Source organism: Burkholderia sp. MSh2 (assembly GCF_000731655.1).
In the GTDB taxonomy this organism is placed as follows: Bacteria; Pseudomonadota; Gammaproteobacteria; order Burkholderiales; family Burkholderiaceae; genus Burkholderia; species Burkholderia paludis.
The window spans coordinates 14,456-30,468 of the sequence record NZ_JPGM01000026.1; the positions used below are offsets into that span (position 1 = coordinate 14,456).

General features: G+C 69.2%; 13 protein-coding genes. 10 read left to right on the forward strand and 3 right to left on the reverse strand.

What is annotated here, in order from left to right; genetic code table 11:
- Positions 1 to 427 precede the first annotated feature (427 nt).
- Both GQ57_RS41790 and GQ57_RS17195 read left to right on the forward strand, forming a co-directional pair.
- Entirely contained in the window at positions 428 to 697 is a 270-nt protein-coding gene (locus GQ57_RS41790) for a hypothetical protein (protein ID WP_152603284.1), read from the forward strand.
- A 105-nt stretch (positions 698 to 802) separates the two neighbouring features.
- On the forward strand, positions 803 to 2,431 hold the full coding sequence (locus tag GQ57_RS17195; RefSeq protein ID WP_031402544.1) for an NADP-dependent glyceraldehyde-3-phosphate dehydrogenase: 1,629 nt from the start codon (positions 803 to 805) through the stop codon (positions 2,429 to 2,431).
- 67 nt (positions 2,432 to 2,498) lie between these two features.
- Here the strand turns inward: GQ57_RS17195 and GQ57_RS17200 are convergent, their stop codons facing one another.
- Positions 2,499 to 3,665 carry a M24 family metallopeptidase gene (locus GQ57_RS17200; RefSeq protein ID WP_034198501.1) on the reverse strand — a complete coding sequence of 389 codons (1,167 nt, stop codon included), beginning with the start codon at positions 3,663 to 3,665 and terminating at the stop codon, positions 2,499 to 2,501.
- A gap of 132 nt (positions 3,666 to 3,797) precedes the next feature.
- The gene (locus GQ57_RS17205) at positions 3,798 to 5,126 is read right to left on the reverse strand and encodes an MFS transporter (protein WP_034198552.1); all 1,329 of its coding nucleotides are present in this window, start codon (positions 5,124 to 5,126) and stop codon (positions 3,798 to 3,800) included.
- Positions 5,127 to 5,392: 266 nt separating this feature from the next.
- On the opposite strand from GQ57_RS17205, the gene GQ57_RS17210 reads away from it, so the two are divergent.
- Entirely contained in the window at positions 5,393 to 6,361 is a 969-nt protein-coding gene (locus tag GQ57_RS17210; protein ID WP_034198502.1) for a LysR family transcriptional regulator, read from the forward strand.
- Between the two features lie 35 nt (positions 6,362 to 6,396).
- Here GQ57_RS17210 and GQ57_RS17215 read toward each other — a convergent pair whose 3' ends face one another.
- Entirely contained in the window at positions 6,397 to 7,029 is a 633-nt protein-coding gene (locus GQ57_RS17215) for a LysE family translocator (RefSeq protein ID WP_034198553.1), read from the reverse strand.
- A gap of 600 nt (positions 7,030 to 7,629) precedes the next feature.
- On the opposite strand from GQ57_RS17215, the gene GQ57_RS17220 reads away from it, so the two are divergent.
- The 7 genes from GQ57_RS17220 to GQ57_RS17255 all read left to right on the forward strand — a co-directional run bounded on the left by GQ57_RS17220 (position 7,630) and on the right by GQ57_RS17255 (position 15,935).
- Positions 7,630 to 7,953 carry a hypothetical protein gene (locus GQ57_RS17220; protein WP_031402539.1) on the forward strand — a complete coding sequence of 108 codons (324 nt, stop codon included), beginning with the start codon at positions 7,630 to 7,632 and terminating at the stop codon, positions 7,951 to 7,953.
- A 264-nt stretch (positions 7,954 to 8,217) separates the two neighbouring features.
- Complete coding sequence (locus tag GQ57_RS17230) at positions 8,218 to 8,763, forward strand: hypothetical protein (protein WP_152603285.1); 546 nt, start codon at positions 8,218 to 8,220, stop codon at positions 8,761 to 8,763.
- A gap of 105 nt (positions 8,764 to 8,868) precedes the next feature.
- Positions 8,869 to 9,354: a hypothetical protein gene (locus GQ57_RS17235; protein WP_034198554.1), complete on the forward strand. Its 486-nt coding sequence runs from the start codon at positions 8,869 to 8,871 to the stop codon at positions 9,352 to 9,354.
- Between the two features lie 243 nt (positions 9,355 to 9,597).
- Positions 9,598 to 11,061 (forward strand): PepSY-associated TM helix domain-containing protein, encoded by a 1,464-nt coding sequence (locus GQ57_RS17240; protein ID WP_034198505.1) that lies wholly within the window; start codon positions 9,598 to 9,600, stop codon positions 11,059 to 11,061.
- Entirely contained in the window at positions 11,039 to 11,458 is a 420-nt protein-coding gene (locus tag GQ57_RS17245; protein WP_052001354.1) for a DUF2946 family protein, read from the forward strand. The genes GQ57_RS17240 and GQ57_RS17245 overlap by 23 nt, the downstream gene beginning before the upstream one ends.
- A 162-nt stretch (positions 11,459 to 11,620) precedes the next feature.
- Positions 11,621 to 13,744: a TonB-dependent receptor family protein gene (locus GQ57_RS17250; RefSeq protein ID WP_034198506.1), complete on the forward strand. Its 2,124-nt coding sequence runs from the start codon at positions 11,621 to 11,623 to the stop codon at positions 13,742 to 13,744.
- Between the two features lie 73 nt (positions 13,745 to 13,817).
- Positions 13,818 to 15,935, forward strand: coding sequence for a TonB-dependent receptor (locus GQ57_RS17255; protein WP_034198507.1), 2,118 nt, complete (start codon positions 13,818 to 13,820; stop codon positions 15,933 to 15,935).
- Positions 15,936 to 16,013: the final 78 nt, after the last annotated feature.

Here is a 16,013-nt window from a genome sequence, read left to right on the forward strand (position 1 = left end):
CGGCGCGGGCCTGCCGGAAAACGGCCGGCGCGGGTTGAATACCGGCCGGCGCCACCGACGCGAAACAATCCGTGACATCGCGTCACGAATCGTAACGGAGCGAAATATTAAACGAGAATGATTCGTATTTTTAGTTAATTCTCGATATGTCGCCTGTCAGCAACGTGCAAGCGCGTGGCGCTCTGCATTCCTGACGAATGCCTTTCTGTTTCGCGTTCAAATACGCGCAGTTCGTAATTTAATCGAAAGAATTTGGCGGTCGTCACCGGGCGATGAATGCCGGACGACAATCGGGACACGACAGCGGAGGAGCAGGACAGGATCGCGAAGGATCCATCAAGACAGGCAGAAGACGTTCAGGCGGCCGGTTTGCGCCGGACCGGGCAACCCCGACCCGGCGCTCCGGGTAGCCGACCTCGCATCGGCGATGCGGCGGATCTTTCATGGTTCTTCACTACGTTTGCTCTCTCAGGCTCGCTTCATTTTTTTCTTCGCCGCGCCGAATCATTATCCGCGCAATTTGGCCGACGGGAAACGTTTGCGTGCGCCCGAAACACATGATGCCCATCATTTCGCAACATTCTTTCCGAATCCTTACGATACCTGTCGCACGGTTCGTGCCGATCTTGCATTCGAGACGGCGTTCCTTTTTAATGGAACTGGTTCCATGCGCCGATTCGGCCATGTTCGCGCGTGACGCGTCGTCGCGTGCGCGTCATCATGCCGATTCAGGATCGAGGATCGCTTCGCTCAGGATTCGCATCGCCCGTCCCTCCCGGACACCCCGTCAAACGAGACCGTCATGCCCGATTCCGCCTCCCTGCAGCAGCTGTTTCCCGCCTTTCAGGACATTCCCGCCGAGTACCGGCTCGCTTCGCCGATCCACCAGCGCGTGTCGCTCGTCGACGGCGAACTGCGGCCGTGGGACGGCGCGACCAAAACCGTGCTGTCGCCCGTGTGCGTGCGGCAGGCGGACGGCAGCGTCGAGCAGGTCGAGATCGGCAGCTACCCCGTGATGGGCGAGCCGGAAAGCGACGCGGCACTCGACGCCGCGGTGCGCGCGTACGACGCCGGCCGCGGCGAGTGGCCGACGATGAAGGTCGAGCAGCGCATCGCGTGCATGCAGGACTTCATCCGGCGGATGGTCGCGCAGCGCGAACTGGTCGTGAACCTGATCATGTGGGAAATCGGCAAGAGCCTCGCCGATTCGCGCAAGGAGTTCGATCGCACCGTCACGTACATGACGCAGACGATCGACGCGCTGAAGGAGCTCGACAACGCGAACTCGCGCTTCGTGATCGCGGAAGGCACGATCGGCCAGATCCGCCGCACGCCGCTCGGCGTGGTGCTGTGCATGGGCCCGTACAACTATCCGCTGAACGAGACCTTCGCGACGCTGATCCCCGCGCTGCTGATGGGCAACACCGTGGTGTTCAAGCCGCCGCAATACGGCACGCTGCTGTTCGAGCCGCTGCTCGACGCGTTCCGCGACGCATTCCCGAAAGGCGTGATCAACACGATCTACGCGCCGGGCGCGGTGGTCGTGCCGCACATGCTCGCGTCCGGCAAGATCAACGTGCTCGCGCTGATCGGATCGAGCAAGGTGGCCGACCACCTGAAGAAGCAGCACCCGAAGTCGCACCGGCTGCGCGCGATTCTCGGCCTCGACGCAAAGAACGCGGCGATCGTGCTGCCCGACGCCGATCTCGACCTCACCGTGAAGGAATGCCTGCTCGGCGCGCTGTCGTTCAACGGCCAGCGCTGCACCGCGCTGAAGATGCTGCTCGTGCACCGCTCGATCGTCGACGAGTTTCTCGAGCGCTTCACCGCCGCGCTCGAGCAACTGAAGATCGGCATGCCGTGGGAGCCGGGCGTCAGCATCACGCCGCTGCCGGGCATGCATCGCACGGCCTACATGACGGACGCGATCGACGACGCGAAGGCGAAGGGCGCGCAGGTCGTCAACCATTCGGGCGGCACGTTCAGCAAGACGCTGTTCTATCCGGCCGTCGTGTACCCGGTGTCCGAGGGGATGAAGCTGTACCGCGAGGAACAGTTCGGGCCGATCATTCCGGTCGCGCCGTTCGACGACGTCGACACCGCGCTCGACTACGTGACGACGTCGGAGCATGGCCAGCAGGTCAGCATCTTCGGTTCCGATCCGGCGCAGATCGGCGCGCTCGTCGATCCGCTCGTGAACCAGGTGTGCCGCGTGAACATCAACTGCCAGTGCCAGCGCGGGCCCGACGTGTTCCCGTTCGCCGGCCGCAAGGATTCGGCGGAAGGCACGCTGTCGGTGAGCGACGCGCTGCGCGCGTTCTCGATCCGCTCGATGGTCGCGGCGAAGCAGACCGACGGCAGCAAGCAGCTGCTCGATTCGATCGTGTCGGACCACTACTCGAAGTTCATCAACACGGGCTTCATTTTCTGACGCGGGGCCGGACGACGAAGGCCGCCGCACCCGCGCGTGCGGCGGCTTTTTTTGCGCCCGTGCGCGGCTAGGCCCGAACCGGGAAGGTCAGCGCATCGAGCGCCAGCGGCCCGCCGGTCAGCTGAACCGGGCCGTCGTCGCCGATCAGCACGGTATCCGAATGCCGGAAGCCGCCGACGCCCTCGATGTAGAGGCCCGGCTCGATCGTCAGGCACATCCCCTTCTCGATCGGCCGGTCGTAGCCTTCCGCGAAGAACGGCGCCTCGTGCGCGGTCACGCCCATCCCGTGCCCGGTCCGGTGCAGCAGCCGGTCGCCCATCCCCGCGCGGCGGAAATAGTCGTTGACCTTGCGGTCGACCTCGCTCAGCAGCGCGCCGGGCATCGCGGTGTCGAACGCGAGCCGGCGCCCTTCCGACATCACGTCGAATGCACGCCTGGCCGCGTCGGGCACGTGGCCGAGGAAGAAGGTCCGCTCGACTTCCGCGCCGTAGCCGTTCATCACCGCGTTCACGATCGACACGTGCGGGCCGCCTTCCTCCATCCGCATGTCGATGTTGCTGAAATTGTGCGGATCGTGCGACACGCTGCCGGGCTGGAACACCGCGACGATCCGCGTGGCCGACGGGTTCAGCGACGGATCGTCGGCCAGCAGCCGCTGCATGATGAAGCCGCGGATGCGCGACGACATCTCCGCCATCCCGAGGCCCGGACGCGCTTCGCTCAGCAGCAGGTCGTGCGCGTCGGTGGCGATCCCGCACGCATACACGTGGCGGGCGATCTCGTATTCGGACTTGATCATCCGCACGTCGTCGACGATGTCGATGCACACGCGCTCGCCCGGCGTCTGCGCATAGATCTGCAACGGACACACCGACTCGACGCCCACGCGCTCGCCCGGCCCGAACAGCGCCTTGAAGCGGTCGCTCCATTCCCGGCCGGCCGGCGCCGGGAATTCGAAATACGGCACCAGCTCGAGCTCGCCGATCGAGCGCGACCGCACGTGCGGCTGTTCGAGCTGCGGCACGACGAACTGCGGCGGCCCGCTGCGCGAGATGACCAGCACGAACGGCCGCTCGTGGACGATGTTCGCGAAGTTCGTCAGGTAGTAGATATTGTCCGGCGAGAACGCGACATAGCGATCGAGGCCGGCTTCCGCCATGCGCGCGCGCACGCGGTCGAGGCGCGCCTTGAGTTCGGCGGCGCCGGGCGGCGCGAACGTGGGTTCGAGTTTCATGCGTGATTTCTCCTGTGGGGAACGGTGACAACCAGCCGATCCGGACGTGCTTCGCCACGCCGCATCGGCCGGCAATTCGATTCGTTATCCTTGATGAATACGCCGCTTTCCTGCCGGCGAACGCCCGGCCTGCTATGCGCGCGGCAAGCGCCGGAAGCCGAGCAGCGCGACGAGGCTCACGACCGAGGCCGCGACGATGTACAGCGCGGGCGACGCCTTGTTGTGCGTCGTCGCGATCAGCCATGTGATGATCAACGGCGAGAACCCGCCAAACACCGTCGTCGGGATGTTGTACGACACGGCGAGCCCGGTGCTGCGCACCTCGGCCGGGAACACGCGCGCGGTGATCGCGGGCACCAGCCCCACCAGCACGCCCATCGGCACCGCGGCGAGCGCCTGCATGATCAGCAGGTTGCCGAGCGACGGATGCGCGATGACCCACGTGTAGAGCGGCAGCGTCAGCGCGGCCAGCGCCACGATCGCGGCCGCCACCAGCGCGACCGGCCGCCGCCCGACGTCGCCGGCCAGCCCCGCGAGCGGCGCCGCCGCGACCATCACGACGCCGGCCACCGTCGTGCTCATGAACGGCGCGGACATCGGCAGGCCGAGTTGCTTCACCGCGAACGTCGGCATGTAGACGAGGTTCATGTAGAACGAAGCCGTGCCGACGATCGTCACGCCGATCGCCGCGGCAAACGACGCGCGATGCTCGCCGAACAGGCGTCCGAGCACCTGCGCGACCGGCAGCGCGTCGGCCTGCACGAACGCGTCGGTTTCCGATACGTTGCGGCGGATGAAATAGCCGACCGGGCCGATCAGCAGCCCGACCGCGAACGGCACGCGCCAGCCCCAGCTTTCGAGCTGATGCGGGCTGAGCGACGTCGTCAGGATCGTGCCGATCGTGCCGCCCAGCACGATCGCCAGCATCGTGCTGGCCATCTGCAGGCTCACGAACAAGTGGCGGCGATGCGGCGGCGCCTTCTCCGCGAGAAACGCCACGGTGCTGCCGAATTCGCCCGACGCCGCGAAGCCCTGCACCAGCCGCGCCAGCACCAGGATCGTCGCGCCGCCCCAGCCCGCCTGCGCGAACGGCGGGGCCAGCGCGATCGCCGCGGTACCGGCCAGCATCAACCAGATCGTCAGCGTCATCGCCGCCTTGCGGCCGTAGCGGTCGCCGTAGAGCCCCATGACGACGCTGCCGAGCGGCCGCACGACGAACCCCACGCCGAAGGTCGCGGTGGCGAGCAGCAGCGACCCGACCGGGCCGGCCACCGGGAAGAACAGCTTCGCGATCACGCCGGCGAAGTAGCCGTAGATCACGAAGTCGAACCATTCGAGCGCGTTGCCGGCCGCGGCGGCCGCGACATCGCGCAGCGCGCCGGACCGCGCGGGCCGCCGCGACGCGGCGGCATGGCCGTCGAGCGCCAGCGCGCTGGCCGGATTCACGGCATCTTCCTTCATCGTCTGTCTCCTCCACCTGTCGGTCGCGGTGGTGCGGTGCTCATGTTCGATGCGCACCGTTACCGCGTCCAACGGATTTCCGGAATATGATCATCACCGGCGTGAATGACGCTGCGCGCCGGCGCACGGCCGGGGATGCGGCAGGCACGGCTCTCAGGGCAAATGCGGCCTTGCCCGACAGGCCCGTCGTGCGGAAACTGGCAGCCCTCATGGGCCGGCCGCCTGCGTCACGCCCGGCATGCCGGCCCCCGACACGGAGATCTGCGATGAAGGACGTGTTCCGCCTGCTCGACCTCAACCTGTTGCGCGTGTTCGCCGCATTGATGGCCGAAGGCAACGTCACGCGCGCCGCCGAGCGGCTGGCGCTGTCGCAGTCGGCGGTCAGCAATGCGCTGCGCCGGCTGCGCGAATCGCTCGGCGACACACTGTTCGAGAAGACCGTATCGGGCGTGCGCCCGACCGCGCGGGCGCGCGAGCTGTGGGTGACGATCCAGCCGCACTACGACGCGCTGAAGCAGGCGATCTCGCCCGACCAGTTCGACCCGCAGGACTATCGCGGCACGTTCACGATCGCGATGTCGGACTACACGGTCGAGCGCATCATGCCGCGTCTCGCGCAGTACATGAGCACGCACGCGCCGGCGATGCGGATCGAGGTCACGCAGTTCAGCGTCGCCGACCTGCCGGGCATGTTCGATCGCGGCGGCGTCGATCTCGCGATCGGCGGCTATCTGAACGACGCGAGCCCCAGCAGCGGCGTGCGCACGCACGAGATGTGGCCGATCCACTGGAGCTGCCTGATGCGCAAGGATCACCCGCTCGCGAAAGGGCCGCTCACGCTGAAGCGCTTTCTCGCGGCGCGGCATCTCGACGTCGGGTTCTCCGGCATGCGCGTGCCGGTGTACGACAGCCTGCTCGCCGCGCACGGGCTGCGGCGCAATCTCGCGCTCACGCTGAACGCGTACTCGCCGGCGCTCGCGATTCTCTGCGAATCGGATTTCATCGGCGTGCTGCCGACCACGCTGCTCGACCTGTCGCCCCATCGACAGGAACTGGTGTCGCGGCAACCGCCGGTGCGCATGCCCGCGCGGCCCTACTGCGTGATCTGGCATCAGCGCCGGGACAGCCATCCCGCGCACCGCTGGCTGCGGCAGACGATCGTGTCGCTGTTCACGCGCACGGCGGATCACCCGGGCGCTACCGCCCGCCCGCGGGCCCGGCGCGCGGCCCGATAGATACGGGAGCGCGCCGCCGCCGCATGACGCGCGCGCTAGACGTTCGACACCAGCAGCCGCACCCCGGCCACGCCGAACACGACGGCGAGACACGCCTCCATCGCGCGCCGCCCGCGCACGTACAGCCGGCGCGCGCCGTTCATCGAGAACACGAGCGCATAGCCGCCGAACACGAAGCAGCCGATCGCGAGGCAGCCCGGCACGACGGCGCCGTGCGACGCGCCCGCGCCGTTCGACGACAGCGCGACGATCGACACCCACACGAGGATCGCCTTCGGATTGGTCAGGTGCAGCATCGCGCCGCGCACGTAGAAGCGCGACAGCCGCTGCTCGCCCGTGGGGTTCAGCGACGCCGCCGCCTTGCGCGACAGCGCCGTGCGCCCCGACTTGAACGCGAGCCACAGCAGGTACAGCCCGCCGAACACCTTGATCGCGACGAGCAGCTTCGACCACGCGAGCAGCGCGGCCGACACGCCGAGCGCCGCCACCGCCGCCCAGAACATCGACCCCGACACGACGCCGAGCGCGAACACGAGCGCCGCCTTGCGGCCCTGGTTCGCGGCGACCGACATGATCGCGAGATTGCTCGGCCCGGGGCTGGCCGTACCGATGAAATAGGCCGTGTAGGCCAGCAGCAGGTTGGCCGAGAAGAAGGCGTGCATGCTCATGTCGAACCTCGCAGGGATGATCCGGAGATTGTTCGCAAACGCGCGCCGCCTGCCCATGGACAGTTGGCCGCCGATTCGCTGGGCCAGTTGAACGGATCGCGGATCGCGCCTCGTCGCATCGCGCGCGAAACCGTCTCGGTTTTGAAACACCTGTCACGTGCGCCGACGGTTTGCGCTGCTCCCAACGGCAGTCCGGCCACGCCGCATCCGGCCGGCCGAACGCCATGCGGGCGCAGACAAGCCCCGCTCGCCGCCGTCTTTCGGCCCTGCGGCGGGCAGACGCGTCACCCGGCCGATCACCGCGTTACGTTACATCCATGAAGCATTTCGCCTCGCCGAACCGCGCCGCGTGGCCGGCAGGCGTCGCGCCGCGCCTCTGGACGCGCGCCTCGATCGCGGCCGCAACCCAGTCCCGGCGGGACGCGCCGGCCCGCGCCGCGTCGCGGCTCAACAGTGCTCAACAATCGTTGCGCGGGGCTGGTACGGAACCTGCATTCCGTTCGGGAGAAAGCCGCGCGGCCCTCCGCGCGGACATGAACCCACCCCCGGGCGCGTCCACCGGATTCGCCCGAACGATCCGCGCAAGCAACGAGGCTCTTCATGGATGCGCTGCCCAATTCGTCCGACACGTCATTCCAGCTTTTTCTCGCGAAGCTGCTCGAAAAGCCGCTGCCCGACTGGACCGAAAAACAGCAGATGGAACTCGAGATGGCGCGAACACTGTCCACGGAAATGGTTCACCTCGCCGAGGACATGCGCGGCGGCACGCCGGATCTCGCGCGCTGCCTCGTGCTGCTCCGCTACGCGAAGGTGCTGGACTTCATGCTGACGTCGCTCGCCGCGCGTCGCGACATTCATCCGCAGACGCTGCGCACGCTGTTCCGGCTCGCGAACCTGAAGGTCGACGATGCGTATCCGGCCTGAGCCGGCCCGACGCATCGGCTGCCCAGGGCGGCCCGCCCCGAACGACGCCCATGCCCGGTGACCGCACCGCATGAGCACCCGGAACCGGAAGTCCCGGCGGGCCGGCGAACCCGGCGCGTCCGTGCAACGCCACGGGCGCGACGCGCGCCGGCATGCGGTGGCGGACGATCGCCGCGACGGCCACGACGTCGAACGGACGACGAGGCCACCGCCGGCCGGCGCCGACCACACATCGGCCGGTTGCGCCGGCCCGGGACGCACGCCGTGACCGCCGTCGACTTCGACAGGCTCTGGTCGGCCATCTGCGACACGCCCGCCTGGTCGGTGACGAAAGGCCAGGGCAGCTTTCTCACGTTCGAGTTCGGGCCGCCTGCGCTGCAGGTCAGGGAGCCGCTCGCCGGCTCGCCCGGCCTGTCCGCGGCGGCGTGCGACCGGCTCGCGTCGCGGCGCGTGACGGTCGCCGGCAACGGGCACCTGTGGATCTGCTACTGCCACTGGTCGATCGCGCTCGACGGCCACGCGCTCGCGCACAGCGAATCCCGCTCCGGCGACATCGCGGCCGCCGCGCAGCGGCTCGACGGCCAGATCCTGCGATCGGTCGCACCGCGCGCGCAGCCGGGGTCGTGGGCGTTCGACTTCGACCTCGGCGGAACGCTGACGACCTGGCCGTACGGGGGCGATCCGGCCGACGAACAGTGGCATCTCTACGATCGCCGCTCCGGCAACGTGCTGACCGCGCGCGCGGACGGCAGCTGGTCGTACGGCCCGGCCCACGCGCCGCCCGGCAGCGGGTCGCTCGGCGCGGCGTAGCCGTCGCGCGCGGGCCCGTTGCGCGTGCCGCCGCATGCCGCGCTGATCCCCGGCATCAGCGCGGAGGCCCGCCCGTCCCGGCAAACGGATGTACAATCGCGCGCCATGAACGCACTTCGCCGCTTCCTGCTCGGATCGGGCGTCGCGCGACAGCTTCTGTGGAGTTTCCTCCTCGTGACGGTGCTGTCCCGCGCGCTGATGTCGGGCGCCGTGATGCTCGATCCGGACGGTCCGGATGCGGGCTCGGTGGTGCTGTGTTCGGGCCGCGGCCCGCTGATCGTCAACGTGGCCGCGCTGGCGGCCCGCTTCGACGCCGGTGCGCCGATCACGCCCGCCAACGACGCGCTGGCGCTCGCCGACACGCTCAGGCATGACGCACATGGCGAGCCGGCGCCGTCCTCCGGAAGCGGCGACGGCCTGTGCGCATTCGGCGCCGCGCTGTTCACGGCGCTGGCGTCGGTCGCGCTGCTGGTGCTGCTGTTTCCCGCCGCCGCGCCGCGGCGTTTCCGGCTTCATTTCGACTGCATTCCCTTCGGGCGCTCGATCCTCGACGCCCGCCCGCCCTCGCGCGCGCCGCCGCTGTCCTGCTGACGGTTTCCCCCGGCGGTCCGCGCACGTCGACGTGCGCGCGGCCGCACGCCGTTCGTCTCATACGACCTGATTCAAGCGTTCACCCGAATGCCCGCGTCGCGCGGGCGACGCCGCCCTGCGCACCGTTCGCGCAGGGCGCCACGCCGCCTGTTCCCTCGATGCGCGCCATGCGGGCGTGACGCGCGTTGACGGCCACCGGCCCGCGCCGGCCCGGCCGTTCAACGAACCCGAGGAGCTGACACCATGTCGACCACCGTCGAGCGGACGATCTCGCCCGCCCGTTCCGCCCACGCCGGCTACCGCACGCTCTGGCGCTGGCACTTCTACGCCGGCCTGTTCGTCATGCCGTTCCTGGTGGTCCTCGCGATCACGGGAACGCTCTACTGCTTCCAGCCGCAGATCGAGCCGCTGCTGTACCCGCACCGGCTGGTCGTCGAGCCGCGCGCCACGCCGCGGCTCGCCCCCGACACGCTGCTCGCGAACGCGCGCACCGCGATGCCGGCCGGCGCGACGCCGGTTTCCGTCCAGGTCTCCACCGCGCCGGACCGCAGCGCCGAGTACGTGTTCCGGCTGCGCGACGGCAGCCGCGAGAGCGTGTACGTGAACCCGTACGACGGCAGCGTGCTCGGCACGCTGAGCGTCGAGAACCGCTTCATGCAGGTCGACCGGATGCTGCATCGCAAGCTGCTGCTCGGCAAGACGGGCGAGCTGCTGATGGAGCTGGCCGCCTGCTGGACCTTCGTGATGATCGGCACCGGCATCGCCCTGTGGTGGCCGCGCGGCGCGACACGCGTCGGGCAGGCACTGCGGCCCGACCTGTCGCTGCGCGGCCGGCCGCTGTGGAAAAGCGTCCACGCGTCGGCCGGCATCTGGCTCGCGGCCGGCACGATCGCGTTCATCCTGACGGGGCTGCCGTGGTCGGGCTCGTGGGGCAAGAACTTCAAGGCGCTGGCCGCGACCGTGAACCTCGGTGCGCCGGAAGGCGCATGGGGCGGCGCGTCGGTGCGTTCGACGCGCCCCGGCGCGGCATCCGCGCCCGCACCGGCCCAGGCCGCCGCGCCGGCCGGCCATCATCACGAATCCGGCGAGTCGATGCCGGGGATGGTGATGGACGACCTGCCGCTGCCGCAAACGCCGTGGGCGGTCGGCAACGTGCCGGTGCCGCATTCGCCGTCGGCGCCGACGGCCGCGCCGCTGTCGCTCGATCGCGCGATCGCGATCGTCGCGGCGCGCGGCGTGACGAGCGGCTACACGCTCGCGCTGCCGGCCGGCCCGGACGGCGTATTCACCGCATCGTATTTCCCCGCCGATCCGAAAGCGGAACGCACGATCTACATCGACCAGTACAGCGGCGCGGTGCTCAAGGACATCCGCTACGACGACTACGGCGCGGTATCGCAGGCCGTGTCGTACGGCACGTCGCTGCACATGGGCCGCTACTTCGGGCTCGCGAACCAGCTCCTGTGCGCCGTGCTGTCGCTCGGCCTGGCCGCGATGGCCGTGACGGGCACCGTGATGTGGTGGAAGCGCCGCCCGGCCGGCACGCTGGGTGCGCCGTCGCGCGAACGCGGCACGCCGCCGATGCGCGGCTGGATCGCGGGCCTCGTGCTGCTCGGCGTCGTGTTCCCGCTGATGGGCGCGACGCTCGTCGCGGTCTGGCTGATCGACCGCCTGCTGTTCGGCCGTGCGGCGCGCGCGGCAGCCTGAACCGCCGCGCGCCGGCGCACGCCGTGCGCCGACGCCGCAAGCCCGGGCCACCGCGTGGCTCGGGCTGGTCGCGCTCGTCCTCGCGCTGGTCGCGCCGCTGATCTCGCAACTGCGCGCGGCCGCGGCCGCCGACGGCATACCGACCGCGCCGATCTGCTCGGCGACCGGCGACACGCTCGTCGCACATACGGCCTCCCATGCGCCGTCCGATCCGCATGTGGACCGCTGCGGCTATTGCGGCCTGCTTGCCGGCCACCCGCCGCTGCAGTACGCGGTACGCCTGTCATCCCCCCCGGCCGTGCGGCACGCGCTGCCGGAGCCGCCCCGCCTCCTTGCCTGCCACCCGTCGAAGCGCTACGCGCTCGCCGCGCGCGGGCCGCCCTCCGCGCACGCCTGACGCACGTCGCGACCGAACCGCCGCACGCCGCGCCGGCTTCGTTCGCCCCGCCTGCCCGCCCTGCCCGATACCGAACCCGCGCGCATGACCACGCGCGGCCGAGGCCGTGCGCGGCGCACATCGTCGCCGTTTCACACTCACCATAACCATACGTACAACGACATGTTTCCCTCGACTCGCATTGCCGCCGCACTGTCCGGCGCGATCTCCGTCCTGTTCGCATCGGCCGCCTGCGCGCAAGCCGCCGCCGCGCCGGCCGACACGCCCGCTGCCACGCCGGCATCGGCGCTGCCCGCGATCACGGTCAACGCAACCCGCACGACCGACTCGCTGACGTCGAAATCGACCGGCGACCTGAAGCGCACGCTCGAGCAGACGGTCGGCTCGGTCGGCTTCGTCGACGCCGACAGCTACCGGAATACCTACGCGTTCACGCTGCGCGACGTGCTGAAGGACGTGCCCGGCGTGTTCGTCGAGAACCGCTACGGCCAGGAACTGCGGCTGTCGATCCGCGGCTCGGGCATTGCGCGCGCCTACCACACGCGCGGCCTGGAGATCCTGCAGGACGGCATCCCGACCAACCTCGCCGACGGCAGCGGCGACTACTACCAGATCGATCCGCTCGCGCTGCAGGCCGTGCAGGTCTACAAGGGCGGCAACGGCCTCGCGTACGGCTCGTCGACGCTAGGCGGCGCGATCGACTTCATCACGCCGACGGCCTATACGGCCGACGCGCCTAACATCGTGCGCGTGGAAGGCGGCAGCTACGGCACGGTGCGCACGAGCGCGCAGGTCTCGCGCGTGCTCGGCCCGCTCGACTTCCTCGCGAATTTCAGCGTGAACCACGCGGACGGCTATCGCGATCACGAGAAAGGCCAGTACGAGCAGTTCAACGCGAACGTCGGCTACCGGTTCAGCCCGACGGTCGAGACGCGCTTCTACGTCGGCGTGTACGTGGTCGACCAGCTGCTGCCGGGTACGCTGTCGCTGTCCGACGCGCTGAACAATCCGACCAAGGCCGCGCCGAGCGCGGTGTCGGGCGACCAGGCGCGCAACACGCGCACCGAGCGGATCGCGAACCGCACGACGGTGAAGCTCGATTCGGGCGAGCTGCAGTTCGACACGTGGGCGATCCACAAGAGCCTGTATCACCCGATCTTCCAGGCGCTCGACCAGGACGGCTGGACCTACGGCTTCGCGCCGCGCTATACGGGGCACCTCACGCTCGGCGGGATGCGCAACGACCTGATCGTCGGCGCGCGCTTCTTCGGCGGGCGCACGCAGGCGAACCAGTACGTCAACGTCAACGGCGACAAGGGCGCGCAAACGCTCGACTCGACGCAGACGGCGTTCAACTACGAGGCATACGTCGAGAACCGGCTGTTCTTCCTGCCGACCGTCGCGCTGATGACCGGCGTGAAGGCGCTGCACTCGGTGCGCGAGTACATCGACTACGGCGGGCTGCCGGGCGACGCGAACTACAAGTCGACGAACGCGAGCTACAGCGGCGTCAACCCGAAGCTCGGGCTGCTGTGGCAGCCGGACGCGAGCACGCAGGCCTATGTCGACATCACGCGCAGCCAGGACGTGCCCGACTTCACCGACCTCACGCAGACCTTCTCGGGCACGACGCGCTTCACGCCGCTCGCGGCGCAGCACGCGTGGACGCTCGAGTTCGGCACGCGCGGCTCGCGCGAGCGCGTGAGCTGGGACGTGACCGCGTACCGCTCGCTCGTGCGCGACCAGCTGCTGCAGTACACGACCAACCCGGACGTCCCGGCGTCGACGTTCAACGCGAACAAGACGGTGCTGCAGGGGATCGAGGCCGGCGCGACGGTCGAGCTGCTGCGCAACGTCACCGGGCGCGGCGTGGGCGACAAGATCACGCTGTCGGGCATCTGGAACCTGAACGACTTCCGCTTCAAGAACGATCCGCAGTACGGCAACAACCGGATCGCGGGCGTGCCGCTCAACGTGCTGCGCGCGACGCTCGGCTATGCACGCCCGAGCGGCTTCCACATCGCGGCGACGCTCGACTGGGTGCCGTCGGGCGCGTGGGCCGACGACGCGAACACGCTGCGCGTGCCGAGCTACGCGCTGCTCGGGCTGCAGGCCGGCTACGACTTCCACAACGGGCTGTCGCTGTTCGTCGACGCGCGCAACCTGACCAACAAGCGCTACGTCAGCGACATCAGCACGGTCGCGAATGCGCGCACCGCGAACACCGCGATCTTCTACCCGGGCGAAGGGCGCAGCGTCTTCGCCGGCATGCGGTACGCGTTCTGATGCGGCGGCCGGCGCGCGGCGCGCGGCCGCCAGGCCGACCGGCCATTTACACCGATTCCAAGGAAACCGAAACATGAAGTTCAGATTGATACTGCCCGCCGCCGTTCTCGCCGCCTTCGCACCGGCCGGGCAGGCACAGGAAAGCGACGCGGGCAGTACCGGCGCCACGCTGGCGCCGATCCGCGTCAACGCCCAGAAAGCGACGCCGCTCACGCAGCCGCTCGACACCGGCAGCCGGCTCGGGCTGTCGTCGCTCGAAACGCCCGCCAGCGTCGAGCAGATCGACCGCCGGACACTCGACACGCGCGGCGACAGCTCGATCGTCGACGCGGTGAGCCGCGCCGCCGGCATCAGCGAATCGCCGCACCCCGGCAACGGCGGCTCGGAGCTCGGCGCGCGCGGCTTCGTCGGCGCGTCGTCGGTCACCCAGCTCTACGACGGCGTGCGCCCGTACGGCGCGATCGGCGTGACCTTTCCGTTCGACACGTGGTCGGTCGACCACATCGACGTGCTGCGCGGCCCGGCGTCGGTGATCTACGGCGAAGGCGCGATCGGCGGCGTCGTGAACATCGTGCCGAAGAAGCCGACGCGCGGCCCGATCGAGAACGAGCTGCAGGTCGGCGGCGGCACGGAGCGCACGGCGCGCATCGCGTTCGGCAGCGGCGGCGCGATCAACGACAAGCTGTCGTACCGCTTCGACGTCAGCGGCAACCGCTCGTCGAACTGGGTCGACCGCGGCAATTCGCGCGACCTGTCGATTTCCGGCGCGCTGCGCTACGACGTGACGCCCGACCTGTACGTGACGGCGTCGTACGCCCAGGGCTTCCAGCATCCGATGCAGTATTTCGGCGTGCCGCTCGTGAACGGCGCGCTCGATCCGGCGCTGTACAAGAAGAACTACAACGTCGGCGACAGCGACATCGCGTTCCGCGACAGCTGGACGACGGTGTCGGCGAACTGGCAGCCGAGCGACAGCCTGAACGTGACGAGCACGCTGTACCGGATGAAGAGCAACCGCCACTGGAAGGACGCCGAGTACTACACGTACCTGCCGTCGAGCGGGCAGATCCAGCGCAGCAGCTACACGGAGATCTTTCACGACCAGGAACAGTACGGCAACGTGACCACCGCCACCGTGAGCAGCGCGCTGCTCGGGATGCGCAACACGTTCTCGGCGGGCTTCGAGTTCAACCATACGACGTTCCAGCACGACAACAATTCGCCGTACTCGGGCACCTCGGTCGTCGATCCGATCGACTTCGATCCGGGCAGCTTCATCAACGCGGCCGGCACCTACCCGAAGTACCGCAGCCAGTCGAACCAGTACGCGGTGTTCGCCGAGAACCGGCTCGCGATCACGCCGCGCTGGTCGGTGATCGGCGGGCTGCGCTACGACCACGCGAGCGTGAACCGCGACGATCTCGTCAACGGCGGCGCGTTCACGAAGGTGTTCGCGAACACGAGCTGGCGCATCGGCACCGTGTACGACGTGCAGCCGGGCCTCGCCGTGTACGGCCAGTATTCGGTCGCGGCCGACCCGATCAGCTCGCTGCTGTCGCTGAACGCGTCGAAGGCGAACTTCACGCTCGCGACCGGCCGGCAGATCGAGATCGGCGTGAAGCAGTCGTTCCTCGACGGCAAGGCCGAGTGGACGCTGGCCGCGTACCGGATCGTGAAGGACAACCTGCTGACGGCCGACCCCGCGAACCCGAACCAGTCGATCCAGGTCGGCCAGCAATCGTCGCGCGGGCTCGAGGCGACGGTCGGCGCGGAGATCGCGAGGGACTGGCGCGTCGACGCGAACGTGTCGGTGCTGCGCGCGAAATACGACGACTTCCAGCAGGCGTCCGGCGGCACGACGGTCTCGCGCGCGGGCAACGTGCCGGTGTCGGTGCCGCAGCGGCTCGCGAACCTGTGGGTGAGCTGGCGCTTCGCGCCGGACTGGACGGGCATCGTGGGCGTGAAGTACGTCGGCAAGCGCTTCGCCGATACGGCGAACCAGCTCACGATGCCGGCGTATACGACGGTCGACCTCGGGCTCAAGTGGAAGCCGCGCAAGGACACGACGGTCACCGCGCGGGCCTACAACGTGTTCAATCGCCGCTTCGTGGAATCGGCGTACTACAACCAGACGCAGTACCTGCTCGGCAACGACCGTCGGCTCGAACTGCTGCTGAACTACCGCTTCTGAACGGGGCAGGCACGATGAACGGGCATCCCGTCATCCCGGCTCCGCCGCGCGCTGCGCGCGGCGGGCGCGTTCGCCGGC

Coding starts and splice junctions, on each gene's coding strand:
- GQ57_RS41790 (WP_152603284.1), top strand. CDS start 428: ATGCGGCGGATCTTTCATGGTTCTTCACTACGTTTGCTCTCTCAGGCT.
- GQ57_RS17195 (WP_031402544.1), top strand. CDS start 803: ATGCCCGATTCCGCCTCCCTGCAGCAGCTGTTTCCCGCCTTTCAGGAC.
- GQ57_RS17200 (WP_034198501.1), bottom strand. CDS start 3,665: ATGAAACTCGAACCCACGTTCGCGCCGCCCGGCGCCGCCGAACTCAAG.
- GQ57_RS17205 (WP_034198552.1), bottom strand. CDS start 5,126: ATGAAGGAAGATGCCGTGAATCCGGCCAGCGCGCTGGCGCTCGACGGC.
- GQ57_RS17210 (WP_034198502.1), top strand. CDS start 5,393: ATGAAGGACGTGTTCCGCCTGCTCGACCTCAACCTGTTGCGCGTGTTC.
- GQ57_RS17215 (WP_034198553.1), bottom strand. CDS start 7,029: ATGAGCATGCACGCCTTCTTCTCGGCCAACCTGCTGCTGGCCTACACG.
- GQ57_RS17220 (WP_031402539.1), top strand. CDS start 7,630: ATGGATGCGCTGCCCAATTCGTCCGACACGTCATTCCAGCTTTTTCTC.
- GQ57_RS17235 (WP_034198554.1), top strand. CDS start 8,869: ATGAACGCACTTCGCCGCTTCCTGCTCGGATCGGGCGTCGCGCGACAG.
- GQ57_RS17240 (WP_034198505.1), top strand. CDS start 9,598: ATGTCGACCACCGTCGAGCGGACGATCTCGCCCGCCCGTTCCGCCCAC.
- GQ57_RS17250 (WP_034198506.1), top strand. CDS start 11,621: ATGTTTCCCTCGACTCGCATTGCCGCCGCACTGTCCGGCGCGATCTCC.
- GQ57_RS17255 (WP_034198507.1), top strand. CDS start 13,818: ATGAAGTTCAGATTGATACTGCCCGCCGCCGTTCTCGCCGCCTTCGCA.